General features: G+C 35.9%; 25 protein-coding genes. 14 read left to right on the plus strand and 11 right to left on the minus strand.

Features of this window, described 5'->3' with window-relative positions; genetic code table 11:
• Positions 1 to 5 precede the first annotated feature (5 nt).
• From C8J95_RS16550 to C8J95_RS16580, 7 genes are read left to right on the plus strand one after another with little or no spacing between them, the layout of a single operon-like run.
• Entirely contained in the window at positions 6 to 905 is a 900-nt protein-coding gene (locus C8J95_RS16550) for a BatD family protein (RefSeq protein WP_107809831.1), read from the plus strand.
• Positions 898 to 1,917: a VWA domain-containing protein gene (locus tag C8J95_RS16555; protein ID WP_107809832.1), complete on the plus strand. Its 1,020-nt coding sequence runs from the start codon at positions 898 to 900 to the stop codon at positions 1,915 to 1,917. Before C8J95_RS16550 ends, C8J95_RS16555 begins: the two co-directional genes overlap by 8 nt.
• On the plus strand, positions 1,917 to 2,924 hold the full coding sequence (locus C8J95_RS16560) for a VWA domain-containing protein (protein WP_107809833.1): 1,008 nt from the start codon (positions 1,917 to 1,919) through the stop codon (positions 2,922 to 2,924). The genes C8J95_RS16555 and C8J95_RS16560 overlap by 1 nt, the downstream gene beginning before the upstream one ends.
• 25 nt (positions 2,925 to 2,949) lie before the next feature.
• Positions 2,950 to 3,678 carry a tetratricopeptide repeat protein gene (locus tag C8J95_RS16565; protein WP_107809834.1) on the plus strand — a complete coding sequence of 243 codons (729 nt, stop codon included), beginning with the start codon at positions 2,950 to 2,952 and terminating at the stop codon, positions 3,676 to 3,678.
• On the plus strand, positions 3,678 to 5,435 hold the full coding sequence (locus C8J95_RS16570) for a BatD family protein (RefSeq protein ID WP_107809835.1): 1,758 nt from the start codon (positions 3,678 to 3,680) through the stop codon (positions 5,433 to 5,435). Before C8J95_RS16565 ends, C8J95_RS16570 begins: the two co-directional genes overlap by 1 nt.
• A 40-nt stretch (positions 5,436 to 5,475) precedes the next feature.
• Positions 5,476 to 6,072: a MarC family protein gene (locus C8J95_RS16575; protein ID WP_034866300.1), complete on the plus strand. Its 597-nt coding sequence runs from the start codon at positions 5,476 to 5,478 to the stop codon at positions 6,070 to 6,072.
• Positions 6,073 to 6,083: 11 nt separating this feature from the next.
• Positions 6,084 to 6,281 (plus strand): hypothetical protein, encoded by a 198-nt coding sequence (locus C8J95_RS16580; protein WP_059155231.1) that lies wholly within the window; start codon positions 6,084 to 6,086, stop codon positions 6,279 to 6,281.
• Here C8J95_RS16580 and C8J95_RS16585 read toward each other — a convergent pair.
• From C8J95_RS16585 to C8J95_RS16605, 5 genes are all read right to left on the minus strand, one after another.
• Positions 6,261 to 7,241 carry a chorismate-binding protein gene (locus C8J95_RS16585; protein ID WP_107809836.1) on the minus strand — a complete coding sequence of 327 codons (981 nt, stop codon included), beginning with the start codon at positions 7,239 to 7,241 and terminating at the stop codon, positions 6,261 to 6,263. The genes C8J95_RS16580 and C8J95_RS16585 overlap by 21 nt on opposite strands.
• 126 nt (positions 7,242 to 7,367) lie before the next feature.
• On the minus strand, positions 7,368 to 7,784 hold the full coding sequence (locus C8J95_RS16590; RefSeq protein ID WP_107809837.1) for a PaaI family thioesterase: 417 nt from the start codon (positions 7,782 to 7,784) through the stop codon (positions 7,368 to 7,370).
• Between the two features lies 1 nt (position 7,785).
• A complete protein-coding gene (locus C8J95_RS16595; RefSeq protein ID WP_034866225.1) occupies positions 7,786 to 8,352 on the minus strand; it encodes a 1-acyl-sn-glycerol-3-phosphate acyltransferase in 567 nt (188 codons plus the stop codon).
• A 246-nt stretch (positions 8,353 to 8,598) separates the two neighbouring features.
• Complete coding sequence (locus tag C8J95_RS16600; protein WP_107809838.1) at positions 8,599 to 10,254, minus strand: PspC domain-containing protein; 1,656 nt, start codon at positions 10,252 to 10,254, stop codon at positions 8,599 to 8,601.
• Positions 10,247 to 10,585, minus strand: a complete 339-nt coding sequence (locus C8J95_RS16605) for a PadR family transcriptional regulator (protein WP_021348241.1) — start codon at positions 10,583 to 10,585, stop codon at positions 10,247 to 10,249. Before C8J95_RS16605 ends, C8J95_RS16600 begins: the two co-directional genes overlap by 8 nt.
• 342 nt (positions 10,586 to 10,927) lie before the next feature.
• Between C8J95_RS16605 and C8J95_RS16610 the strand changes: the two genes are divergently transcribed.
• From C8J95_RS16610 to C8J95_RS16625, 4 genes are all read left to right on the plus strand, one after another.
• The gene (locus tag C8J95_RS16610; RefSeq protein WP_107809839.1) at positions 10,928 to 11,407 is read left to right on the plus strand and encodes a hypothetical protein; all 480 of its coding nucleotides are present in this window, start codon (positions 10,928 to 10,930) and stop codon (positions 11,405 to 11,407) included.
• 71 nt (positions 11,408 to 11,478) lie between these two features.
• Positions 11,479 to 12,069 (plus strand): HD family hydrolase, encoded by a 591-nt coding sequence (locus C8J95_RS16615; protein ID WP_107809840.1) that lies wholly within the window; start codon positions 11,479 to 11,481, stop codon positions 12,067 to 12,069.
• A gap of 18 nt (positions 12,070 to 12,087) precedes the next feature.
• Positions 12,088 to 12,660 carry a Crp/Fnr family transcriptional regulator gene (locus C8J95_RS16620; RefSeq protein ID WP_107809841.1) on the plus strand — a complete coding sequence of 191 codons (573 nt, stop codon included), beginning with the start codon at positions 12,088 to 12,090 and terminating at the stop codon, positions 12,658 to 12,660.
• Positions 12,661 to 12,733: 73 nt separating this feature from the next.
• The gene (locus tag C8J95_RS16625; RefSeq protein ID WP_107809842.1) at positions 12,734 to 13,546 is read left to right on the plus strand and encodes an alpha/beta hydrolase family protein; all 813 of its coding nucleotides are present in this window, start codon (positions 12,734 to 12,736) and stop codon (positions 13,544 to 13,546) included.
• Between the two features lie 46 nt (positions 13,547 to 13,592).
• On the opposite strand, the gene C8J95_RS16630 is transcribed toward C8J95_RS16625, so the two are convergent.
• From C8J95_RS16630 to C8J95_RS16640, 4 genes are all read right to left on the minus strand, one after another.
• Positions 13,593 to 14,705: a hypothetical protein gene (locus tag C8J95_RS16630; RefSeq protein WP_107809843.1), complete on the minus strand. Its 1,113-nt coding sequence runs from the start codon at positions 14,703 to 14,705 to the stop codon at positions 13,593 to 13,595.
• A 129-nt stretch (positions 14,706 to 14,834) separates the two neighbouring features.
• Complete coding sequence (locus C8J95_RS18815) at positions 14,835 to 15,011, minus strand: hypothetical protein (protein WP_164474825.1); 177 nt, start codon at positions 15,009 to 15,011, stop codon at positions 14,835 to 14,837.
• Positions 15,012 to 15,121: 110 nt separating this feature from the next.
• Positions 15,122 to 15,757, minus strand: a complete 636-nt coding sequence (locus C8J95_RS16635; RefSeq protein WP_107809844.1) for a hypothetical protein — start codon at positions 15,755 to 15,757, stop codon at positions 15,122 to 15,124.
• 106 nt (positions 15,758 to 15,863) lie between these two features.
• Entirely contained in the window at positions 15,864 to 18,011 is a 2,148-nt protein-coding gene (locus C8J95_RS16640; RefSeq protein ID WP_107809845.1) for a DNA mismatch repair protein MutS, read from the minus strand.
• 71 nt (positions 18,012 to 18,082) lie between these two features.
• On the opposite strand from C8J95_RS16640, the gene C8J95_RS16645 reads away from it, so the two are divergent.
• The 3 genes from C8J95_RS16645 to C8J95_RS16655 are packed head-to-tail and all read left to right on the plus strand — an operon-like array spanning position 18,083 to position 22,923.
• A complete protein-coding gene (locus C8J95_RS16645; protein WP_107809846.1) occupies positions 18,083 to 20,176 on the plus strand; it encodes a polysaccharide lyase family 8 super-sandwich domain-containing protein in 2,094 nt (697 codons plus the stop codon).
• Between the two features lie 12 nt (positions 20,177 to 20,188).
• Positions 20,189 to 22,273, plus strand: a complete 2,085-nt coding sequence (locus C8J95_RS16650; RefSeq protein ID WP_107809847.1) for a polysaccharide lyase family 8 super-sandwich domain-containing protein — start codon at positions 20,189 to 20,191, stop codon at positions 22,271 to 22,273.
• 5 nt (positions 22,274 to 22,278) lie between these two features.
• Positions 22,279 to 22,923: a uracil-DNA glycosylase gene (locus C8J95_RS16655; protein ID WP_107809848.1), complete on the plus strand. Its 645-nt coding sequence runs from the start codon at positions 22,279 to 22,281 to the stop codon at positions 22,921 to 22,923.
• 94 nt (positions 22,924 to 23,017) lie between these two features.
• Here C8J95_RS16655 and C8J95_RS16660 read toward each other — a convergent pair whose 3' ends face one another.
• Both C8J95_RS16660 and C8J95_RS16665 read right to left on the minus strand, forming a co-directional pair.
• Complete coding sequence (locus tag C8J95_RS16660) at positions 23,018 to 24,892, minus strand: heparinase II/III family protein (protein WP_107809849.1); 1,875 nt, start codon at positions 24,890 to 24,892, stop codon at positions 23,018 to 23,020.
• A gap of 97 nt (positions 24,893 to 24,989) precedes the next feature.
• The gene (locus C8J95_RS16665) at positions 24,990 to 25,538 is read right to left on the minus strand and encodes a DinB family protein (protein ID WP_107809850.1); all 549 of its coding nucleotides are present in this window, start codon (positions 25,536 to 25,538) and stop codon (positions 24,990 to 24,992) included.
• Positions 25,539 to 25,665: the final 127 nt, after the last annotated feature.

The raw sequence follows: 25,665 nt of genomic DNA on the forward strand, positions 1-25,665 counted from the left end.
AATTGATGATGAAAAGAATTTTTTTATTCTGTTTTATAGCAATTAGCCTTTTAGGTTTTGGACAAACACTCTCCTCGCAATTGTCCGACAATACCCTGGTTTTGGGAGAGCAGGGAGAATTTAAGATTAATGTTAGTAATGTTACGGGACTAGATGTTCAGGCAGCTCCGAAAAATGAGATATTGCCTTTTCATTTCGAAATCCTTAGTGACAGCATTCAGCGTACCCCTAATCTCTATACAAGAACCATAAAATTCCAGATTTTCGAAGAAGGGAAATTTAAGATTCCACCAATCGAAATTAAAGCTGGGGATAAAGTACTGACTACAATACCTTACGAAGTAGAAGTGATAAACACTGCCAAAAAAGGTGAACAGATTAACGATATTATGAACAATAAAGACGTTGAACTGGGCTGGCAGGATTACTGGAGTCTGTATAAATTCTATATATGGATTGCATTAGTGGTTATTGCGATTATTGTCCTGATCTGGATGCTTGTTAAATGGGGAAGAGCTAAGAAATCTTCACCAACTGTAAAAACCAATTTCACGCTTCAGGAACTGGAAAAGCTAAGGGGTAAAAAGTATATTGAAAACAATGACTTCCGTAGCTTCTATATAGAGCTTATTGATATTACAAGAAACTTCCTGTCCGGCCAATATGGTTTTCCGGCGAAGGAATTGTTGACTGATGATCTTCTGGATTACATGAAGGGACAGAACAAAATATCAGAAGCCAATGAAAAAATTCTTGCTGAAGTCTTTGAACGTGGAGATTTAGCTAAATTTGCAAAGGTTATTCCTTCGCATACAGAAATGGAAGCCGATTTCAATAATATTAAAGAATTTGTGAAAAGGTCTTATAAAGACATAGAATTTGAAAATCTGAGAAAACATGTCTGATCTTTTTGCTCCTTTGGGTTTAAACTTCGAGTTTGAAAGCCCATGGCTTTTACTTTTATTTCTCTTATTTATTCCACTGTTGATAAGGGATCTTATCAGAGGGAAGAACGAAGGGGTTAAAGTTCCGACAACCGAAGGAATGTCACGTCCTTCCGGGATTGGTTTCTTATTTTTTATACTGAAGTGTACCAAGTATATCATTCTTTCATGTATTATATTAGCTCTGGCCCGTCCAAGAACTTTTACTGTAGCACAAGATCAGAATGATGGAAAAGGTATCGATATTATGCTGTCGGTAGATGTCTCTTTTAGTATGTTGTCTAAAGATTTGGAGCCGGACAGGCTGCGTGCTTTATCCAAAATAGCACAGAAATTCATAGGTGATAGGCCTGGAGACCGAATAGGATTAGTGGCTTATGCCGGAGAAGGATTTTTGAAGGTGCCTCTTACAACAGATCATGAAGCCGTAAAGCAAGAGATTTCAACTCTGAATCCAAATGAATTGTCGGCAGGTACAGCAATAGGAGAAGGATTGGCGGTTGCGGTTAATCACCTTAAAGATAGTAAAGCCAAAAGCAAAATTATTATTCTGATGACAGATGGGGTGCAGACTATCAAAAATAGTCTGGAGCCCGCTATTGCTGCTGAGTTGGCAGCTAATAATCATATTAAGGTTTACACGATCGGAATCGGAACAAATGGTTATGCTCTGACACCTACAGGGATTGATCCTTTTTTCGGTGATCTTATTTATACAGAGCAGAAAGTAGAAATTGATGAGCTGGCATTGCAAAATATAGCTTCAGTTACCGGAGGTAAATATTTCCGGGCAACTTCTAATGAAAGTCTTCAGCAGATATATGAAGAGATTAATCAGTTGGAGAAGTCGGATATCAAAGTAGCCAAGATGTACGATTATAAAGAATATTTCAGATATTTTCTGTGGATAGCACTTATCGTATTGCTTTTGGATGCTTTATGGAGATGGATAATGTATAAAATTTTGACGTAATGGACTGGACTTTTGAAAATTATAATTATCTGCTTCTGTTACTATTGGTGCCGCTGATGTGGCTGCTGATCGCTAATTTTATACGCTGGCGTGAAAAACGTAGAAAACTGTTTGCAGATTCTAGCTTTCATACCATTTTATTTGCTTCTAAAAGCAAGTATAAATATGTTTTCATTCCTCTTTATATTCTTGCTTTTACCTTTTTAATTCTTGCTTTTGCAGATTTGTTAGGGGGCAAAGAGGAGATGAAGGTAAGTCATAAGATTGCGAATGTAGTACTGTTGATGGATGTATCCAACTCGATGAATGCAGAAGATGTTCAGCCGGACAGCAGATTAGGTCGCGAGAAAAAGATCGTTCTGCAAACCCTGAAGAACATGAAGGATGAAAGAGTAGGTATTGTAGTTTTTGCAGGAAACGCTGTATCTATTATGCCGCTGACTACTGATTATGCCGCTGTTGAGACTTATATAAGCTCGATAGAAACAAGTATTATCGGGCAGCAGGGAACAGATTTTCTGGTGGCTATGCGTGAAGCAGCGAAAATGTATAAGAATACAGGAAAGAACGGTAGAAATGTAGTATTGATTAGTGATGGTGAAGATAATGAAGGACATGATAAGGAAGCTGCTGCTTTGGCCAAGAATCAGAACATTAAGATTACAGCTGTCGGAATAGGAACAGAACAGGGAGCTCCGGTTCCGGACTATATGTATGGACAGTTAATGGGGTATAAAAATACACCTTATGGTGAACCTGTAATTTCGAAACGAGAAACTCAGGCTCTGGTACAGATGTCCAACGGAACAGGAGGAACTTATATAGATGGAAACAACGATAATGCAGCAGCACAACTAATTAGTGCTCTGGATAAACTGAAAAGTGACACTGAAGTTACAACCAATTCCCAGTCTTCAATCCATTATTATCAGTGGTTTTTGGGGATTTCGTTTATTCTGTTTTTTATAATATATTTAACAAATCCAAAAAGAGATTTTAACATATAAAAGGCTAATTTTGTAGCGTATTAAAATGTTGAAAAAAAGCACTTTATTCATATTATTCGTATTTGCAACAGGGATTTTTTATGCTCAGGACTATAATGCTTTAGTTTATAAAGGAAATAGGAATTTTGAGAATAAGAAGTACGATGATGCTTCGGCTAAATATTTAGACGCCATAAAAAAGAATCCACAAGACTTTACGGCCCACTATAATCTGGGAAATTCATTGTACAAACAAAAGATGTACAAAGAGGCTCATGCTGAATATAAGAAGGCTGCGGAGTTAAGTAAAAATACAAATGATAAAATGGCTTCTCTGTATAATCAGGGAAATGCTATGATGCAGCAGAACAATCATGAAGAGGCTGCTAAATATTATAAGGAAGCTCTGAAATTGTCCCCTGCAGATTCTTCACTCCGCAAAAACTATGAAATTGCGATGCTGAAGGATAAAGAGAAAAAGCAGAAGAATGGTGGCGGTGGAAATGATCAGAATAATAAAAACCAACAAGGTAATCAAGGTCAGCAAGACAATAACCAGGGCGATAAAAAAGATAAACAAGGTGGCAATGACCAACAAAATAAAGGTCAGGGCGATGGGCAGGATCAGAATAAAAATGAAGGAAAAAACAAACTGCCAAAAGACGTAGAAAAAGAAATTCTTCGTCAGATGGGAGATAAAGAAAAAAATACATCGAAAAGAATACTTAATCAAAAAGCAAATAGTAGCCCTCTGAGCAACGAAAAAGACTGGTAATGAACCGGGTGTTTCTATACATATTATTTCTGTTAACTGGCCTGCAGATTCATGCGCAGGTTGAGGTTGACGTGGTTATGGACGAGAAACCTAGCTATAAAATTGGTCAGGAAATTCCTATTGTATTTATTGCAACCTCCAAATCTTCTCTTGATGTCCGGATGAAGTTGCCATATTTTGATCCTAAAAAGTACGATGTATCACTTCCTGCTACCAATACGGAGTATTTTCTGGATGACAAAGGGGTATCTCTAACGAGGTTTTCTGCTTTGGTTGTTGTAAAGCCTAAAGTGCCGGGTGCAATGAAAATTGGTAGTGCCCTGGCCAGAGTGGATAATGTAATGTATAAAAGTGACGCAAAAGATATTTTTGTTAAGAACGAAAAATACGTAGAAAACAGACCTCCTATCCGCAATAATAACGAAGTATATATCAAGACAAACGTTAGTGATAATGATGTCTATGTAAACCAAGCCACTATGGCTGTGGTAACTGCGTATAGCAGAAATATGAACAGTCTGGATAATGTTGAAGATGTTCAGCTTCCACCTGCACAAGGAGTCCGTTACTACAGAGTAGGGGACAGCAATGGTGAGGTAAACGATCATGAAGAAGAATTTTCCATGAGAATGGCTGTTTATCTTTTATTTCCGGAAGAAGCGGGAAGAGCTATAATTCCTCCTGCCAACGCTAAAGTAGTACAGGGTGGTAGTATAACAAAGATTAAGGCAAACAGTGTAAGCCTTAATGTAAAACCACTACCGGAAAATGCACCTGCAGATTTCCAGAATGCTGTTGGTAAATACGATGCAAAGGTTGCTGTGAAAACACCCGGAGATCTTGAAATAAACAAACCTGTTAGTGTTGAAGTAAAGCTGACTGGTGTAGGAAATCTGAAAGATGTACATTTGCCGAAATTTGCTAATTCTGAATATTACAGCGTATATAAACCAAAAGTAAATTACAATGTAAAACCTTCGGGCAGCAATGGATTTAAAGGAGAACTTACGGCCAACTATATTATAGTGCCTAAAAAACAGGGGAATATTCCGATTGCTTTAGAAGGCTTCTCTTACTTTGATCCGGAAGAAAAGAAATATAAACAAGTAGCTTTGTCTACAATACCATTATTTGTTCAGACACCCGAACAAATGGCATCCGACAGATCGACTGTAGAAAAAGTTATGGAAAATACTGCAAGTGTGCTCAACCAAAAAGTAAAATTACCAGTTATTGCTCAAGTAGATGCTGATCATAGTTTCATGCCGAAAAGCTCAGAAAATATTCCTGTATGGTTATTATTTGTAGCATTAGCATTTGTAGCATTCTTCCTTTATTTTTTCTATAAAATATACAGCTCCAACAAAACAGCTTCACCAACCGGGAAAAACTATTCTCCACACTTTAAGCCTGTAACTAATGTTGAGGACTCCGAAAAACAAATTCGTGAAGAAATGTCTGTAGATATTCCGGCGCATCTTCAATATCTGGATACACTGATTAAGCAGAAAGATTACTCTGGTTTCTTTAGCGCTTATGCAGAAATGAATGCTGATCTGGAACACGATATTGATATCCATCACAACATGACGGTATTGGATTATATTGAAGATACCTTTGGGAGAACTGATATGGAAGCATTCAAAGATGTACAAAGTCGCGTTGAACTGATGAAATTCTCTCCGTTTAAGGAAGATGATTCTATGAACGATTTACTACAGCAGATCTACTCCGCATATTCGAAAATTGAAAAATAAACAATTTTATTTTTATAATTTTGTACCATTAATTTTCTGTATGCTCGAAGATATTTCAATTAAAGAGATAATGACCTCCTTCATGGTTTTGTTTGCCGTAATAGATATTATTGGCTCAATTCCTGTTATTGTGGGTCTGAAACAAAAGTTTGGAAAGATTGAAGCGGAAAAAGCATCCATCGTAGCCGGATGTATTATGATCTCCTTTTTATTTATAGGTGATAAAATACTTAAACTGATCGGAGTGGATGTGAATTCATTTGCAATAGCCGGAGCTTTTGTGATTTTTATTATCGCTGTGGAAATGATTCTTGGAATAGAGATCAATAAACCCGGAAAAGTGAATTCGGCTTCTATTGTTCCGATTGCTTTTCCTTTAATTGCAGGTGCGGGTTCTCTAACGACAATTCTTTCACTTAGATCGGGCTTTCACGATATTAATATTATCCTGGGAATCATCCTGAATATTATCCTGATCTATGTGGTACTGAGGTCTGCAAACTGGATGGAGCAGAAGCTTGGGGATGCATCTTTGCAGGTTTTGCAAAAAATATTCGGAATTATTCTTTTAGCTATCTCTATTAAATTATTTACAGCTAACTTTGCACAGTTGATCAAGAGCTATATCAACTTTTAAATTTTTATTTTATGAAGACGTTTTATAAGGTATTTTTAGTATTGTTTATTGTTTTTATCGGTATCAATTTTTATGCAGTTCAGTGGAATCTGGGTGCTTTTAATGAAGAAAACGATAAGTTCTGGTTTTCAATCGCTGCTGCAGTTGTAGGGATAATTGTTGTTTTTATCATGGACTTCTGGAGCCGCCTAAGCACCAAGAAAGGTTAGTCGCTGCAATACAGCGTCAGCTTTCATCTCGGTTTCTTTCCATTCCTTTTCAGGCTCACTCAGAGCTGTAATTCCACCACCGGCATAAAGTAAAATACCGTTGCGGAAAAGTTGTGCGCACCGAAGATTTACATAGCAAGTCGTTTCATTATCTTGTTCTGTCTGTATATAACCGGCATAAAATGCTCTGTTATATTTTTCAGTATTTTTGATAATCTGAGAACACAAATCTTTAGGAACACCACATACCGCAGGAGTAGGGTGTAACTCTTTTATAAGAGTAGAAATATCTTGTCTGCTGACTACTGCTTTAAAATCGTTGCGCAGGTGTTTTATATTGCCTGATATGTGATCATATACAGGGCTGATTTCTACTTGTTGAGAATATCGGCTGAGTACAGATTGTATATAAGTGCTTACAGGTTTCTGTTCCTCTATTTCTTTTTCAGACCATTCCTCGGATACAGGAAGAGTTCCTGCGAGGCTCATTGTCTGAAAGTCTTCCGTATTTTTATTGTATTGACCCAACACTTCAGGTGTAGCACCTATCCACACTTCATTTTTATCTACAAAAAGGTGTATAAAAGCATTTGGGTAATCTTTACATAATTTCAGAAAGGTTTTACCCAGATCTATTGTTTCATGCTCCGGAGTATCAACCCATTTTTGTCGGGATATTACAACTTTGGGTAGTTGATTTTCTTTAATAATCCCGATTACATTTTCTATTCGGGCTAGATATTCATCCTTGGTTTCAGATGTGTCATGGTATTCCTGCTGAATGCTTTGGCTGGTAATATTCAGATTTAGAATTTCTTGTTCAGTAATTGACTGAAAAGAGCCATCGAATGTGATCTCCTTCAGATTGTCAAAAGAATGAAATTTGATTGTATTTTTAAGAGGCGTATCGCTGTTAAGAGTATAAAAAACCTCTTTAAAAGGAAATTTAAAAAGTATCACTTTTTTATTTTATGTTAATAAGGAATGCAAAGGTATAATCAGTAAAATAGAATAAAATAAACAACATACTTATTGCAGAACAAATCCGGAATAAGCATGTGAGTTTGTTATTTTATTATTGTACCATCACCTGACATTAATTACCACATTGGTCATCGTAGAATGGCAGATAAGGTCTCCTTTCTCGTCTCTTATTTCTATTTCGGTAAAGTGCTGAGTTCTTCCTTTGCGGATAAGTCTTGCAGTTCCGGTAACCATTCCTTCTTTTTTAGATTTAAGGTGATTACAGTTAAGGTTAGTTCCTACAGCTGCATTTACAGATCTGTCCAGTACAATATTGGACAGGCATGAACCTAAACTTTCAGCTAATGCAGCACTGGCTCCGCCATGCAGCATACCTAATGGCTGATGTACAACAGGTGTTACAGGCATTGTTGCTACCAGATAATCATCACCAACATCTGTAAATTTTATCTCCAGTGTCTGTAATAATGTATTTCTGTTCCAATCGTTTAATGCTTGTAGCTGCTCTTCCTTGGTCATCTTAGTAGATCTTAGGGTTGTAGTTTTCAGGATATTTAGCATTTATATCCTTGAAGTAGTTTTCAATTTCATCCATAACACTCTCAAAAGTTCTTGTAGTAAGATCTTCATAAGATATCATATGGCCTATTTTAATTGTTTTGTATTTGTAGTCTCCTGATGCCAATACAATTGGCACCTTAGCCTGCAATGCCATGTGGTAAAAACCAAGTTTCCACTTTTTAGCATAAGAACGGGAGCCTTCCGGAGTAATTACAAGACTGAAGTCTTCTTTCTCAAATTCTCTCGCAATAACATTAATAAGATCATTCTTCTGAGAGCGGTCTATACCAATAGCTCCGATAGATTTAATAATACCTCCGTAGAAAGCTTTGGTATGAGAGTCTTTAATGATTACTTTCAGGCGTTTGCCATATTTCCAGTATACCATAATTCCCAACAGATAATCCCAGTTGGAGGTGTGTGGAGCCTCTACCAGAATACAACGGTCCAGATTTTTAAGATCACCATCTAACTGAACTTTCCATCCAAGTAATTTAAGAAGAGTACTACCAATAAGTTTTTTCATTCCGGTTTGAATAAATAATTAAAACGATTGCAATAGCTGCAATCGTTTTACAAATATAAAGATTATGCTTATACTTTTAAAATAAGGTTGAAACAAAGTCCATAATTTTAAGGACTATTTCGAAAACAAACTGGATCATGACTTTGGATTTTGGTGTTAAATTTCTTTAAAACTAACACCACAAATTTAGAATTTTTTTTGAAAATTACCCAAAAAGTGGTGTTAATTTTTTTACAATAATTTAGATTATCTGGTTTTTATTTTAACCTCTTTTTTGCCGTTGCTGATGCTTACGTTCACTTCTTTAATAGAATCTTTGTCTATTTTAATTTTGTTATCGTCGTCAGATTTTCCGATTTTGATATCGTCAACAGCTACTTTTTTGCCGTTTACTATAATACTGTCCGGAGCATCTTCATTACCAGTGGTACTGATAGAGATGTTACCATTGAAGGTGTCATCATCGTCGTTATCCTTTTCGTTCAGGCTAACGTCAGCACCTGGTGCAGTTACTACTTTCATTTTTTTCGGTACTACAAGCTTGTATTCTATCCTGTAGTGACGGAATCTGTTGTCGTAGTTATAAGAGAAGTAATTTGGTAACAAAATTTTGTTATCGATAACTTCTACCGGAAGCTTCATTTGTAATGGTTTGTTATAACCGTTTGCAGATTTTTCTACAATTAGATATGGTGCAGCAACATCTTTTCTTTCAACATGTATATATGGATAAGTTTTTTCGAAGATTGTTTTCTTATCAGAATAGATATCGCTGATGTATGATTTGAAGTTCTCCGGAATAATAACCTTTTTGTTATCCAGTATTATACTGTCAGACTTAGTATTGATCGAGATGTTTTCTGTTTCTTCATTGTGTCCGTTGAATCTGAAATTAGTTTTAGATGCGGAGTAACCAATGAATCCGATAAGTACAATCCAGCATAGTACAAGTGTTCCGATAAGGTATCCCATATATTTTATCTTCAGATTCGGACTGAATAATTTCAGTGAAATCAGTGTAAAGATAATAGCAGGAATAAACATGCTTAGGAATCCGAAGAAGATAATTGCACTACCTGTTACACCATCATTAAAGTAAAAGTTGATGTTTTCAGGAATATCTATAGCCCCTTCTCCAAAAGACAATCCTCCAAATAATACTGCAATACTTCCTAAGAAAAATGATACTGCAATTGCTGAAGTGAATAGTCCAAAGATTATAGAAAGAGCCTTTAGAAAAGCATTTCCTACATCGTTTGCCTGTCCTTTATTGCTTTGATAAAACTGATTTACTTTTTCAGAAGAATCTGTTGCAAACTGTACGACTTTGTTGCTTTGTTCTTTCAGGTTGTCAAAATTAAGAGGTTTACCTCTCATTTTTAAGAAATCACCTGCAGTTTTTGCTTTAGGAACAACTATCCATAAGATAATATAGATAAGAGCTCCGAAACCTTTTGCAAAAAGTAATAGTACAAAAGCCAAACGAATCCATACAATGTCTACTCCAAGATAGCCGGCTAATCCTCCGGATACACCTCCGATCATTTTTGTTTCAGGATCACGGAATAGTTGTTTGTCTCTGCTGAAGCCACTTCCGCTGGCTCTGGAACTTCCGCTCTTTTCTTTGGAAGTATACTCCTGCTCTTGCTCGTCAATCTGTTCTGGCGTACCGATAAGGGCAATTATTGCCTCTACATCTTCATCGTTAACCACTTCACGTTTACCAAGTCTGGTTTTGAAGATCTCTACAATACGCATTTCTATATCCTGCATTACCTCATTAGCTTCTTCTGGTTCCATAGAACGACGAAGGGCAGCAAGGTAATCATTAAGCTTTATATAGGCATGTTCCTCGATTGTGAAGGAGAAACCTGCAAGTCCTATTGATAGTGTTTTATTCATTGTCTTGGCTTTTTGTTATTTGGTTAACGGAATCTGTTAATTCCGTCCATGTGTTTTGTAATTCGTTCAGGAATAATTTTCCTTTCTCAGTTATTTCATAATATTTTCGTGGGGGGCCGCTTGTAGACTCTTCCCAACGGTAGGAGAGAAATTCTCCGTTTTTCAGACGGGTTAGCAACGGATAAAGTGTGCCTTCCACAACATCTAGTTTTCCTTTTTTTAGCTCATCAATAAGATCTGATACATACATTTCTTTTTTATTGATAAGACTTAAAATACAGAACTCTAAGATGCCTTTTCGCATTTGCGCTTTGGTATTCTCTGTATTCATCTGTGTAATGGTTTGATTTTAAATTAATATTCAGAATAAACTCTCAGCTGATTTTAAGCCTACTCCGATTTTACATTACAAAGATATATAAATTAAATGGTATTATGCAATACAAAGTAGTAAAATAATTTTAATACTGGATGTAAGTATTTGTAAATCAGTGATAAAAATTTCAATTGTATTTTTGGAGTTATTTTAGATAAAGCAATTTTTAATGAGAATTGATGCTAAATAATGAAGCTTGTTTAAAAATAAATGTGAAATTTGATTGACTTTACTATATTAAATTGTAGTGATAATACGTTTAAGTTTAAAATAATATTAAATTTGAGAAAAAGAATTATGAAAAAAATGTTTTATTTGGCTTCTTTGCTAATAGGAGGGGCTGCTTTTGCACAAATCACAACAAACGAAATTAACGGAATAAAGGTGAATATGCCTTTAACAGAGCTGAATGCTAAGTTCAAACAGGATATTAAACCAAAAGTAGTAGAAAACTTTACAGATGAACCAGAGAACTTTACTCCGGTAACTATTAATGGAACAAAGTACAATATTATCTTTGTGAAGGACTTCTACAGTCCTGAGAAAACTTTAGTGTATTCTGTTGCTACAACTGATCCGAAGAGTAAAGGTAAAAATCCGATTGGAATAGGGAGTACATTAGCTGAACTAAAGAAGGCCTATGCTAAAGAATCAACAGATGCTACAGGCAATACTTTTACAGTTTATCAGAAAGATAAAGGCGAAAGAATCCTTATTTTCAAACTGAAGAATAATAAAGTTACCCGAATCTTTGCTTCTGTATTTGCAGCGGGTTAATACTACAAATATTCCTGTAATTTAACAGGTAGTCATCTAAAGGTACTAAACTTATTTAGTACCTTTGATAGATGAAATTAGAGAAAGAAATCCAGTTTATACTGGCTGTAGATGCACTAAAAAATGTGCAGCGCAGAAACTACAATGCAGATGATTCCCGCAGAGAAAATACAGCAGAACACAGCTGGCAAATCGTAATACTGGCACAAATCCTTTATCCATATGCTAAAAACAAAGAGCAGGTTGATTTACTAAGAGTCATCCGTATGCTTTCTATTCACGATTTGGTAGAGATAAACGCCGGAGACACATTTCTTTTTGATGAAGAAATGATGAAAGGTAAGTTTGAACGTGAGAAAATTGCAGCAAAACAGATTTTTGGAATTTTAAATGAACCTTTGCGATCTGAGTTTTATGATCTGTGGATAGAATTTGAAGGTGAAGAAACTCCTGATGCCATATTTGCTTGTGCTATAGACAGAATTATGCCTTTTATTCTTAATTCTAATACCAGCGGGAAAAGCTGGACAGAAGCAGGAATTACAGAAAATCAGGTGCGCAATATGTTGGAAAATGCAATTAAGCGTGCTTCAGATGAAATGGGAGAAGCTTTCGATATCCTGCTACAGAAAAGTATTGATGAGGGGATGTTGAAAAATTAATTTTCAATTTCGCAGGTTATGCAGGACTTTATAAAACAGATTAACTCTTACTATCCTTTGTCAGCAGAAACAACTGATGCACTTCTGGGGATATGTAAAGAGGACTATTTTAAAAAGAACGAGTTGCTGCAAAAATCCGGTGAAACAGCCAGATACTATTATTATTTAAAATCCGGTCTGGTGGGTTATTATACGATAGATGAAGACGGAGAGCAGGTTTATAAATTATTTTTTGCAGAAAAAAGCTTTCCTGCTGCCACGGTTTCTATTATTAAAAATGAGCCCGGAGATTTTAGTATTATAGCACTTGAAGATTGTACAGTCATAAAATACCCGGCAAAAGAGTATCGGAATTTGCTTACTAAACATCATGACCTGGCCATGCTTCATATCCGTTACCTGGAGCAAAACTGGGTGGTAAACAAAGAACCGCTAGAGATTTCTCTAAAGAATGAAACGGCAAAACAGCGTTATCTTAAACTACTGAAAGAACCAGATTTGTACAACAGGCTGAAGCAGCATCATATTGCATCTTATTTGGGGGTAACACCAACCCAGCTCAGTCGCATAAGAAAAGAAATAAAAGATTAAAAGCATTTACATATGTAGATGCTTTTGTTTTTTTTACGCCTCAATTTTGTCTCATCAATTAATAATAAAAATTATGAAGGCATTATTTAATCTCACCCTTTTACTGGTATTCTCACATTCACTTTTTGCACAAAAAGTTATTCGTGAAAAGATATTCAGCACAAAGATGAAAAAAGAGATCAGCACCATTATTGTAACTCCGGATATTAGACCTCATCAGCAATACAAAACGGTGTATATTCTGCATGGTTATAGTGGGAGTCCGGAAAGAACTTTGAAGCAGGATATTCCAGATTTACAGGCTAAGGCAAAAGCCTATAATACCATTTATATTTTACCCGATGGCAATTACAACAGCTGGTATGTGGATAGTCCGGTGGATCAGAAATCACAATACAAAACTTTTATAGGTTCGGAATTGGTACAATATATTGATAGACACTATCCTACAAAAGCTGAAAAAATATCCAGAGGAATTTTAGGATGGAGTATGGGCGGCTTTGGATCCCTGTATATTGGGACTTCATTTTCGGAAACATTTGGGATTGTAGGCAGCTCTTGCGGGGCTTTGGATTTCCGGACTTTCAATGAAGGCTACAACAATTATCAGGTGGATAAAGTTTTAGGTCCTTTATCTTCTTTGGGCTCAGAATATATTTTGTCGGACAACACCGATAAAATGCTGAACACAGGACAATATTACATTCTGGACTGTGGAATAAATGATTTCTTTATCAGTAAAAATCAGAGTTTTCATCAGGAATTACTCAGTAAAAAAATTGAACATCTTTATATAGAATCCTTAGGAGAACATAACACCGAATACTGGAGTTGTGCTTTATCTAACCAATTATCATTGTTTGAAAACTATTTTAGTCATCAGTAAAAGCAAACCCTGTCAGGATTAATGATATGTAATCCTGACAAGTTTTTTAATTAGTATGTTGATTGACTTTGATTTTATACCAGAAATCAATAATCCATGCAAAGAGGGTATAGAAAATCAGAATACACGGGAAAATAACAAATACAGCAAGTAGAACATAACCTTGCTTCATTCCTTGTTCATCGACTACCCATTGGATAAAATCGTAAGAGAAAATGAAAACAAGGGATGTAAGTATCGCAATAATTAAAGAACCTAAAAGTACAGTATAATTAAATTTTTTAGAGTGTTTTCGTCTGCGGTTGAGTATCCATCTGATATGGAAATAGATCATAATCAGGAATCCAATTGTCATAATACCAATAGGCTGTAGAAAAAGTAAAATCTTGCCAAACACAGATACCTTTTTTGAAAATGTAATTTCCAGTTGTTCCTGTGTTATATCATTAATCTGTATTTTGTAATTTCCGTTTTGTTCTTTTTGAAGCTTGCTAATATTGGTGTTATTTATTTCCAGACCGGAAGGAAAGTGTAAATTAATTTCTATTGGTCCAAAGGATTTCCAGTAATTTGAAGGGTATAATGCATAGGCTATCTTAAACTCTCTTAATAGCCCATATATATTATATTCCGGGACACCTTCATATTCTACAACAATATTATTTTCTCCTTTTTGAAGATCAGCCTCAAAATAGATAAGTTCATTCAGATTAACATATTTTGGAGAATTCTGCTCAAATCTAATATCGTATAAATCTTCTCTATTCTGATCTTTGTGGATAAATGAAAACTGAGAAATGTTTTGGCTGGTGATTTTCGGAGTATTTATCTTTTTTCCATTAACCGATATCATGCTTTCAGAAGCCATGTTTTGTGCAATAAAAAGTAAAGGAAGTTTAGCTTCTTTTTCGGAATATATCTGGTAAGATACCTTATATCTTATTCTGTAAAATTCATAATAGTCATCATACTTATCTGAAGGTAATATAGTTAGATCCATTTTTTCACTCAATACCTTACAATCTTTACTTCCGAATATCGGTGAACTCGTTGTTCCGTCGGAATAGGGTTTTGCCATATTTCCGTAAATACGGATACATGTCATTAATACGAAAAGTAACAGGAAATATTTTGTAAGTAGTGTTGAATGGCGTTTCATAAAATTATTTCAGGGCTGAAAAATAGGCAGAATTTTTATATTTTTTGAAAAGTTACTGAACAAAGAAAAGCTAACAAACAAAAAAGCCCGTAAAAGGGCTTTCTGTTTTTAATATTACTGTTATTACTTCTACTGTGGGCAGATTACCGCAGGGCATTTGTATCCCGGGCAAAGAGGCTTAGGTATTTCTGGGCAACATTCATAGGTGCACCAGTTACCAGCACTACCGTTAATACTTTTCATCTGTTCTCTAGACAATGCTTTTTGGTTTTTAAGCTTTAAAGCGTTTACTTTTAATGTTTTCATTTTTCAGTGATTTTGGTTAAAAAAAATATTATAAAAGTCTAGTACATAATTGTACAATAGCAAGTTAAATATTTTTTCTCAAATGAAAAATACTGCTCAAATATGTCCGCTTATAGTGTTGTATCCGGCTTTTTGGGGCCATATATAGCCTCCGGATTATTACGCAGGAAATAAGCAAACATGCAATGGAATAATAACAATATAGCAAAAACGAGGGAGCATATATAAAATGCACCTCCAAAACCTAATGTAATAGATAAATCGCCTCCAAAGCCAACTTTATAATCTCCCAATCCATTCATTTGAGATTGGAAAGTCCAATAAAAGACGGATAAACATATTAATGCTATTGCAGAAAGCACAATATGGTAAATATATTTTTTCTTTATATTTTGAATAGCATGTAGAATGATTCCTAAAACCGCGGATAGCAATGGAATAATAATAAATGGATTTGGCGGAATATTGCCTTTGGAATTATCTGATTTGTCCATTGGGGAGTATCCGTTTTCATCAGAAGAGTTATCATTTCCGAAAGAACCAAAAGGAGAATCTTTTTTCAATGTTTCTTTCATTTGTCTGTTCATTTTTTCTTTGGAAATACCTGTTACCAAATCGGTTCCTTTAACAGATACTAGTGTTGTGCTTCCACACTTTACAAGAAAAAAAGGAAAGAAGAAGCATATAATAATTACACTGTAACTGGGAATAGGTAATAGATCTGAAATGACTTTTAATGGTTTCATAATTGGTATTTTGGTAAAAATAGGGATTTAGCTCAAATAATAAAAAATCCCTTGACAAAGCTGCTAAGGGATTGATATAAGTTGTATGTGATTTCGGAAATCCGAATTAGATTCTTTCTAACTCGTCTGCATTTATAGTAGTCTTAAATGTTCCGTAATTTACAATCACTTTATTTTTAGAGATTTTTTCGATAGTACCTACACTTGTACTTCCGGAGATCCGTACACGCTGACCTTCTTTTAGCCACAGCGCACGTTCTTTTTGTTTTTTCTCTTCCAGCTTTTCATTGGTTTCAGCGATTTTTTCCTTCACATCATCCTTTTTCAGCTGTTGGGTAATTTTCCGCTTTACTACTTTTAGTCTGTCATTGGTCGTCTTATCAGTTTCCTTGCGACGGTATTTTTCCTGTTCCAGAATTTTTACAAAATCTTTTACAATGTCTTTTCGGGACTTCCCATTTACATAGCCATCGATAAAAGATTCTACACGATTTCCAAACTGTAATTTGCGGTGCTCCTCCTCATATAGTTTCTGAAAGTTGAAGAGTTTTTGCTGAAGCTGCTCGTTTAGTTTTTGCAGATTATCGCGTTTGTCTTCTACAGATTCCTTTCTCTCGGTAAGATCAGATTTCAGTTTTTCAACCTCATATTTCTCTTGCTGCAGTTTTACAATTGTCTTATCAAGATTTACAATATCATGTTCTACCTTTTTCTGAGCATTTTTAATAATAAATCTTGGTATTTTATTTTTCTCAGCAACCTCGAATGTAAATGAACTTCCGGCCTGGCCAATTTCCAGTTTGTACATAGGTTCCAGAGTCTCTTCATCAAAGAGCATAGCTGCATTAATAGCATTTGGAAGTTGTTCCACAACCAGCTTGATGTTGGTGTAGTGAGTCGTAATAATGGCAAAGCTATTCTTGTCATAGAAGAATTCCAGAAAAGCCTCTGCTAAAGCACCACCAAGTTCAGGATCGGATCCTGTTCCGAATTCATCAATTAACAATAATGTATTATCATCTGCCTCACGGATAATACCTGCCATTTTCTTCAAACGCGAAGAATAGGTGGATAGATGATTTTCAATAGATTGATTATCTCCAATATCCGTACGTATTTTATCGAAGAAGAACATCTCCGATTTTGGATGTACAGGTACCAGGATTCCACTCTGAATCATTAATTGTAATAATCCTACAGTTTTTAATGTAATGGACTTTCCTCCTGCATTTGGTCCGGAGATACAGATAATTCTGTTTCTCTCGGAAAGTTCCAGTGTCTGTGAGTAGATAGGCTTTTGCTCTTCCTGATTTCTCATCCATAATAATGGGTGGAAAGCATTGATAAGTTTTAGTCTCTTCTCCTCATTAATTTCAGGAAGTATACCATTCACTTTATGTGCGAATCTGGCTTTTGCCTGTGTAAGATCAGTATCAAAAATATAAGCCTGGTATTCTTCCAGCAAAGGTTGGAACATAGCGATCTCTGCAGTAAGCTGGCGCAGAATTCTGTCTATTTCTTTTTTCTCTTCTTCTTCATTCTCACGGAGACGGAACTGATGTTTCACAACACTTTCCGGCTGTATATAAGTAATAGAACCCGTTTTGGATACTCCAAGTGTTCTGCCCGGTATTCTTTTCTTAAATCCTGACTTTACAGCTAATACTCTTTGATCGTCTATAATAGTTTCACGAATGTCATCCAATAGATCCGATTGTCCGTACATTGTTAATGCCCGGTTGAAATTTTCCTGAATGGCTTTTCTTGCATGGCTGATCTCTTTACGGATAATTTCCAAATCCGGAGAGGCATCAGACTTCACCTCACCATAGCGGTTAAATACATTATTAATCTTCTCAATAATTTCTTTAGTCAGTTCAATTTCCTGAGACTCACTAAAAAGTACAGGATAATATTCATTGAACTTTTTGAAGTAAACCACCAGTTTTCCTACCATCATCGAGATATTCTTTATCTTCATGAAAGATGCAGCATCCAGGCGATAATTTTCTATAGCCATTACCTTTAGTTCAGCTTCTATATCCTCATATTCATTGAAGGGGATTGCATTGTCATTCTCATATGACGATGCATATTCCGATACCTTAGTAAGACTTATTCTGGCCTCATCCAAAGGCATAGGCAGTATATGGGTAATCTGTTCTGCTATTTTCGGAGAAAATGCAAAAGGAGTGATTTGTTCTAAGAGTTGCGGAAATTCTAATTCCGATAAATTGTCTTTTGTTACTTGCACAATGCAAAGATAATCAATGATAAAAGAAATTTCACTAACTTGCTTCAAACTAATTAACCGAAAACCTCAATATGAGAAAATTATTTTTTTTCATAGCCTGTGTTGTATGTATCAGCATAAGTAAGGCCAATGAAATAGATCTTATTAAGCACAGGATTGCCGAATGGCACTGGGAGAAAGGAGTGGATAAAGCTGCAACAGTACGAAATGCACAAAAATGGCAGCAAACACTACAAGATAATCAGCAGTGGAAAGATGTAGATTATGTAGATCCATCTCCAAGTGTGTGGAAAGGCATAGACCACTTGAAGCGCATCCATGACATGACGGTTGCTTATACTGCACCGTGGAGCAGTCTGAAGAATAATCCGGAAGTTTTCAAAGCCATTGAAAATGCTCTTGTCTACTGGAACAGAAATAAGCCTAAAAACAAGAACTGGTGGTGGAATGAAATTGAGGCACCTAGGGTATTGGGTGTCATCCTTATTATGCTTAGTGAGAAGGATAATCAAAATAAGCTTTCCGGTGAGCTGTTTGCAAATCTGGTAAAGCAAATGGAATATAAACGCTATAAAGGCGATACAGGAGTAAATATGGCGGATTATGATACGCACATTTTCTACAGTGGATTAATCAATAATGATGAATCTCAAATCCAAAGCGGACTGAATAATATATTCTCTATTAGTAAGCCAACAGTAAAGGAAGGAATCCAGTTCGATAATTCTTATGCACAGCACGATATCATGCTGCATATCTTTGGCTATGGAACCGAATATCTGAAAGTAGAAACCTATATCGGTGCTATGGTTGCCGATACAAAATTTGCCATGAAAGGCGAACACTTACGAGTATTCACTGATTTTATCACTAAAACTTTAATTCCACAGATTCGTGGTCGCTATACCAATTCAACATCCTTTGGCAGACAAATTTCACGGGAAAGCTTTACTGATCTGGAGTGGCTGGTTCCTTATCTGGAAAGCCTTATTCTGATGGATAAAGCCAATACTCAGATTTATAAAGATGTTATATTACGTCTTAAAGGCAAGAAGAAACCGAATTATCATATTGCAGAACTTCAGAAACATTACTGGAATACTGATTTTTCGTTTTATCAGGATAAAAACTATCAGTTCTCAGTTAGGATGTCTTCTAAATTTACAGAACAGGCAGAGACCAATCTAAATGGAGAAAACAAACTTGGAGGTTACCGTTCTATAGGCTCTTATTCAATATTACAGGACGGGACAGAATATTTCAACATATACCCTGTGTGGGACTGGAAAAAGATTCCGGGAACAACCACTTTGGATCAATTACCGATTCCGGATACCTATTGCCTTACACCCGGAGTTTCTGGTTTTGCAGGCGGGGTAAGTAACGGTAAGATAGGTGCATCTGCATTTATGCAAAATCAGTTTGGTGTGAGCGCTGAAAAATCATGGTTTATGTTTGAAGGTGCAGTTATTTGCTTGGGCAATAATATTTCTGCTGAAAGAGAAGGGAAAGTCTTCACGACTGTGGAGCAAAGTTTTTTCAAAGATCAACTGGTTTATCAGAATAATGAAGAAACTAAAAAAGTTGCAGCCGGACAGCTTATGAATAATACTGGAGAGCAGGTACTTATTCATAATAATATAGCTTATCTTTTTCCACAAAAGACAAATCTAAATGTCAGTACACAGGTTCAGAATGGCCGTTGGAAAGACATTAACGATGTAGGAAGTAATGAAGAACAGAAAAATGCAGTATTTAAAGTGTGGATAAATCATGGTGAAAAAGCCGATAAAGCAGCTTATCAATATCTTATTATGCCTGGGATACACAAACCTGCAAAAGCAAGAAAACTGGCGAATAATTTTGTGATACTTAATCAGACAAATGTACAGGCTGTGTATAGTAAATCTGCTAATAAGCTAATGTTGGTTTTCTTCAGACCTTCGGAAACAGAGATTGAAGGAATAAAGATAAAAGCAGATCAGGCATGTATTATACTAATTGAAAATCCGGGATCCGGTAATCCGGAGCTATATGTAGCAGATCCTTCCCGGAAAGTAAAAGAGGTGAATATAGAATTAGGAACTGAAAAAATTAATATTCAGCTCCCAATTACATTAGATTATGCAGGTTCGTCCGTTCACTATAAAAAAACTAATCCATAATTATAACTCAACATGAAAAAACTCTTACTAATACTATGCTGCTTTGTTTTTGTGGGATTTTATAAAGCTGACGAGATAGAGGTAATAAAACAAAGAATTGCGGAATGGAACTGGTCTAATGATATTAACCGAACCGAGATAATCCGAGATGCACAGAAGTGGGAGCAGACACTACAGGCGGATCAACAATGGCAGGATGTAGACTATAAAAATCCTACACGTGCTATTTGGACAGCATTTCAGCACCTGAAAAGAGTAAAGGAGATGACCATTGCGTATACGGCTCCCTGGAGTTCATTGAGAAATGATGAGAAAACTTTCGAAGCTATTCAAAATGGATTGTTATTCTGGAATAGAGCCAAAATAAAGAATATTAACTGGTGGTGGAACGAGATAGAGGCTCCGAGAACTATTGGTGTAATATTGATTATGCTGGAACGAAATAATGGAAAACAGTTGCCCGGTGAACTTTTCAGTAGTTTGGTAAAACAGATGGATTATAAACGTACGAACGGTGTTACAGGTGTTAACCTTGCCGATTTTGATACCCATATTTTTTATAGTGGCTTGTTGAATAAGAATGAAGAAGAAATTCGGAAAGGATTAGAAAATATATTCTCAATTAATAAAGCAACGGTAAAAGAAGGAGTACAGTTTGATAACTCGTATGCCCAGCACGAAATTATGCTGCATATTTTTGGTTACGGAACAGAATACCTGAAAGTGGAAACTTACATCGGTGCTATGGTGGCTGATACCAAATTTGCGATGAAGGGGGAACAACTGAGAACTTTCAGCAACTTTATTGCGAGAACATTGATTCCGCAAATCAGAGGACGTTATACCAACTGGACATCATTCGGGCGACAGATTGCCCGTGAAGATTTTACAGATATGAAATGGCTGGCTCCTTATTTTGAAAAGCTAATCTTAATGGATAAGATGAATACAGGTGTTTATCAGGATGCAATTGAGAGGATTAATCAAAAGAAAAAACCAAATTTTCATATCGGAGAACTCCAAAAGCATTATTGGAATACAGATTTTACCTTTTACCAGAATCCTGTTTATCAGTTTTCTGTAAGAATGTCATCTAAATATACACAACAAGCGGAAACAGACCTAAATGGTGAAAACAAAAAAGGCGGAAACCGTTCTATTGGTTCTTATGCATTATTGCAGGATGGCACAGAATACTATAATATCTATCCTGTATGGGACTGGAAAAAAATCCCGGGAACGACTACGCTGGAAAATTCCCCTTTACCGGATACTAAATATTTAACTCCGGGAAAATCTGTATTTGCAGGCGGGGTAAGTGATGGTAAAACCGGAGTGTCTGCATTTTTGCAAGATCAGTTTGAAGTAAAAGCTCAAAAATCGTGGTTTATGTTTGGAAGAGAAGTTGTTTGTGTAAGTAGCCAGATTTCCACGGATAAAGATGATGAGGTGCTAACAACGGTAGAACAGAATTTCTTTAAAGATAAAGTTACTTATCGGAATTCTGTTGGTAAGTACGAAGTAAGAGAAGGGCAGTTGGTCAATAGCAATGATCAGCAGATCCTTTTACACCGGAATACAGCTTATATATTTCCGGAGAAAACTAATCTGACTATTTCTTCTCAGATACAAAAAGGAACCTGGAAAGAACTGACGGAACTGGGAAGTACAGAAGAAAAACAATCAGCTGTATTCAAATTATGGATTAACCATGGTAAAAAAGTGAGTAATGGCAGTTACCAGTATTTTATTGTACCCGGCATCCGCAATGTGAACAAAGCGAAGAAAATTGTTGCTGATTTTACCGTATGGAATCAGAAAGATGTACATGCAGTGTATCAAAAATCTTCTAAAAAGCTAATGTTGGTTTTCTTCAGACCGGCAGAGATTGAAGTGATGGGGCAGGCGATTAAGGCTGATCGTGCTTGTACGTTATTAATCGAAAATTTGGATGCACAAAGCCCTGAAGTTTTCGTTTCCGACCCTTCAAGAAAAGAAAAAGAAGTAAATTTGGGGATCGGAAAAGAGAATATTCATATTAATCTGCCTACCGACAGAGCTTTTGCTGGCTCTTCGGTACACTATAAAAATAAATAAGAAAAATGACGTGGTCTGAGGTTTTAGCTCCTATTAAAAGTTCTGAATACTTTGAAACCTTATGGAAAAAGGTGAATGAACAGTATAAAACACAAAAATGCTTTCCGCCGAAGAATCAGATCTTCCGGGCACTGGAGCTTACTCCGTTCGATAATGTAGAAGTGGTAATTATAGGGCAGGATCCTTATCATAACGATGGTCAGGCGAATGGTTTGTGCTTTTCCGTATCCGAAAGTGTAACTGCACCCCCTTCTCTAAAAAATATATTTACAGAGCTGAAAGATGATCTTGGTATTACCAGAACCAAAAAGGAACTGGATGACTGGGGACAGCAAGGGGTTTTGCTGCTTAATGCAACACTTACCGTACAGGCGCATCAACCCAATTCGCATAAAGACTTAGGATGGGAGAAATTCACAGACTATGTAATTCGTCAGATTTCTGAGAAAAAAGAAAATGTGGTTTTTGTACTCTGGGGAGCTTTTGCACAGAAAAAAGCTACGCTGATAGATACTTCAAAACATCATATTCTGGCATCGGCACACCCTTCGCCTTTTTCAGTATACAGAGGTTTTTATGGAAGCAAGCCTTTTTCTAAAATCAATGAATATCTGGAAACAAAAGGGAAGAAACCCATTGTCTGGGGATAGTAATCAGTAGTTTTCTGAACTTAATATATAAACCTCATAGATATTAGAAATCTATGAGGTTTTTTAATGCTTGATTAATAAGTTTTTTTCTTATTTATTTCCACTCTTCTAATGGTTGTACTTTAGTTTCGAAGCGTTTTTTCATTTTACCTTTTGGAATTAGTTGTACAGCAAAAGTACTTTTAGTATTGGCAGGCAACTCAGTTTCAAACCCTACAAGTACAGTTCCCGGATTAGGAGCGTCATAAGAATTTGTCGGGGCTGTGCTCCATGTTTTAAGTGTAATAGAAGTGGCGGAATTGACTTTTAAGAGTAACTTCTTATTATCTTTCTTTAATAAAATTTCAGTTGGAGAAATAATTTCTGCATCAGCAGGAGTCAGCATTCTCCAGCGCACTGTTGTAGGGGAACTTCCTGTCTGCACTTCATCCTGAATAAGTGCATAATCCTGATCTTTGAGTGCGACACCTCGGACAACCTTAGGAACTTTGTTTTTGTATATATCGGAAAGATCTGAGGTTGCGAAGCTGAAGTTTTTATTATCTGATTTTTTCAAAAATGTAGCTTTTCCTTTTGAATATTGTTGATCGTTGTCAAACGTAAGCATGTTATGAGACAGGCTGTTGTAACGGAAGACTGTCCAGCGTTGTGCATTTTGTCCATAACTCCAAAGGTCAATGTTCTTAGATTCAAGAGATTCATATTCTTGTTGTCCAAAGTCCATAGCCCATCGTATGCCATCGGAATCAAAAACAAAAGAACCTACATCCATATGTCCATGTTCAACACTGGGAGACCCTAGTTTGAAACCCAGGAATAAAGCCTTAGGATTTTTCCAGCTGCTGCGCATCATAACTACAGGATTATCACCCTCTCCGGACCAGAATAATTTTTCCGGGCGCTGAGGTGATAATTTTTGTATATCTTTTCCCCAAATAGGAATAAGAGGAAGAAAGCGATCAGAAGCAAGTTGTTTAGCTTTATCAGGATTTCTTATGTACTGAAGATCGTTCCATACCAATGACGGATTATTAAGATTTTTAGCGAACCAGAAAGTTGCGGAACTCATTTCCGGAGATGACATGCTGTCGGAATAATTAAAAGATAGTCCGGATGTACCCATTAAATGCTGGAAATATTCTGCTGTAGCTGTAAAGCCAGGAGCATGTCCTAAGCCATAATCACTTTTGGTTAATTTTTTCAGTACATCCAGAAATATAACATTGTACGTCGTTCCGTAAGCCCAATAAGAATAACCTTCCGGGTAAGTTCCGCTAGGCTCATATCTTTTCATAGGAACTTTGATAGATTCTATTGCTCGTGAAATAATTTGAGAAGCCATTGCCGGATCATTTTCATATACAGCCATAGCACCTAAAGAAACTCCGGCATTGCAGACCTGATTCCAATTGTTTTGTACTTTTAACCAGCTGTTGTATTTTTTATCCAGAGAAGGTTTTAATCCTTTTTCTATGATAGCATTTCTTATTTTCTCACGCGAGGTGTCCGACAATTTATCATACAGCCAATCGTAGCCTATAGATACAGCGAGTGTCATTTCTGCTACATCCAGAAAATGAACAGGGTTCCAATCTGTAAACGATGACAATTGTAACAGCTCTTTTTCAGCAGCATCAAAATACTTTTGTTCTTTAGTGGTACGGTATAAATAAGAAAGAACAAAAACTCTTCTCAATGCTTCTCTGGAAATATGTAACAGCCTTTTGCCTATTTTATTGTGCTCCAGCACAGGAAGGTTTATTATTGAATTTCCGGATTTTTTCAGGGCAAGATCTACCGTTTTTAAATCGGAATTGTGAGTAATAGCATTGATTAATGTTTTTTCTTCATCCTTTTGCATAAATAGCCGTGGATGAGAAACAGAAGTAATTATATCAAAGCTTTGCTGTGCATTTACACAGCCAAAAGACATTAACAATGTAAATACAATAGAAGTAATATATTTCATGATTAATTAGTTTAAAGTAAAAATAATTAAAAAGAAACGTGATACTCATTTTTAACGAAAACTATAGCGAAAACGTTTTCACTGATAAGTATTTACACTATAATACTGCCGTAGCTTTTGTCGCTTGCTGAAGGTGTCTTTCGTTGTGGTAAATAAAAAAGCGAAAAGTATCACCCAGTTTTAATTTTAAATGTTTGGAGATGCTGATAGAAACCTTGGTTTTGCTTAAGCTTACCGCTTTTGATTGCTCCAACAAGGTTAATGTTTGATGAAGTTGCTCAAGAAAATTATCCAGAGTAAAGCTATCCAGCTTACTGCCCAAGGGGTTCATGTTTTTGGGAGATTTCATTTTATTTAGCTTCTCTTTAGGCTTTATAAGATTAGTGAAATAGTTGCCTAGTATTCCGCTTTTGAATGTGTTTTCAGGAGGATAGGAAGAGTTTTTTATTCTATTTTCAATTTCCGGTAAATAGAAGTTACCATAACGGTTGAGATGTTCAATACATTCCAAGGCACTCCAACTTTCAGCAGAAGCTTTCTGATTTAGTTTGGTTTCTGTTTTCGATTTCAGCTCTTCTGTAATCTGGATATGCGATTGTACGAGTGTGGTTAATTCATTGTAAAACTGATCAAACTGAATTTTCATTTCTTATTTTTTAATACGATTTTGGATTAACACAAAGCCACAAAATAATTCATACTATACTAACTGTTTTTATGGCACAAAGATTTTATCTTACGATAAAAATTGTGATTTTAAGCAGGGAAATCAG

Source organism: Elizabethkingia sp. YR214 (assembly GCF_003058195.1).
Lineage (GTDB): Bacteria > Bacteroidota > Bacteroidia > Flavobacteriales > Weeksellaceae > Elizabethkingia.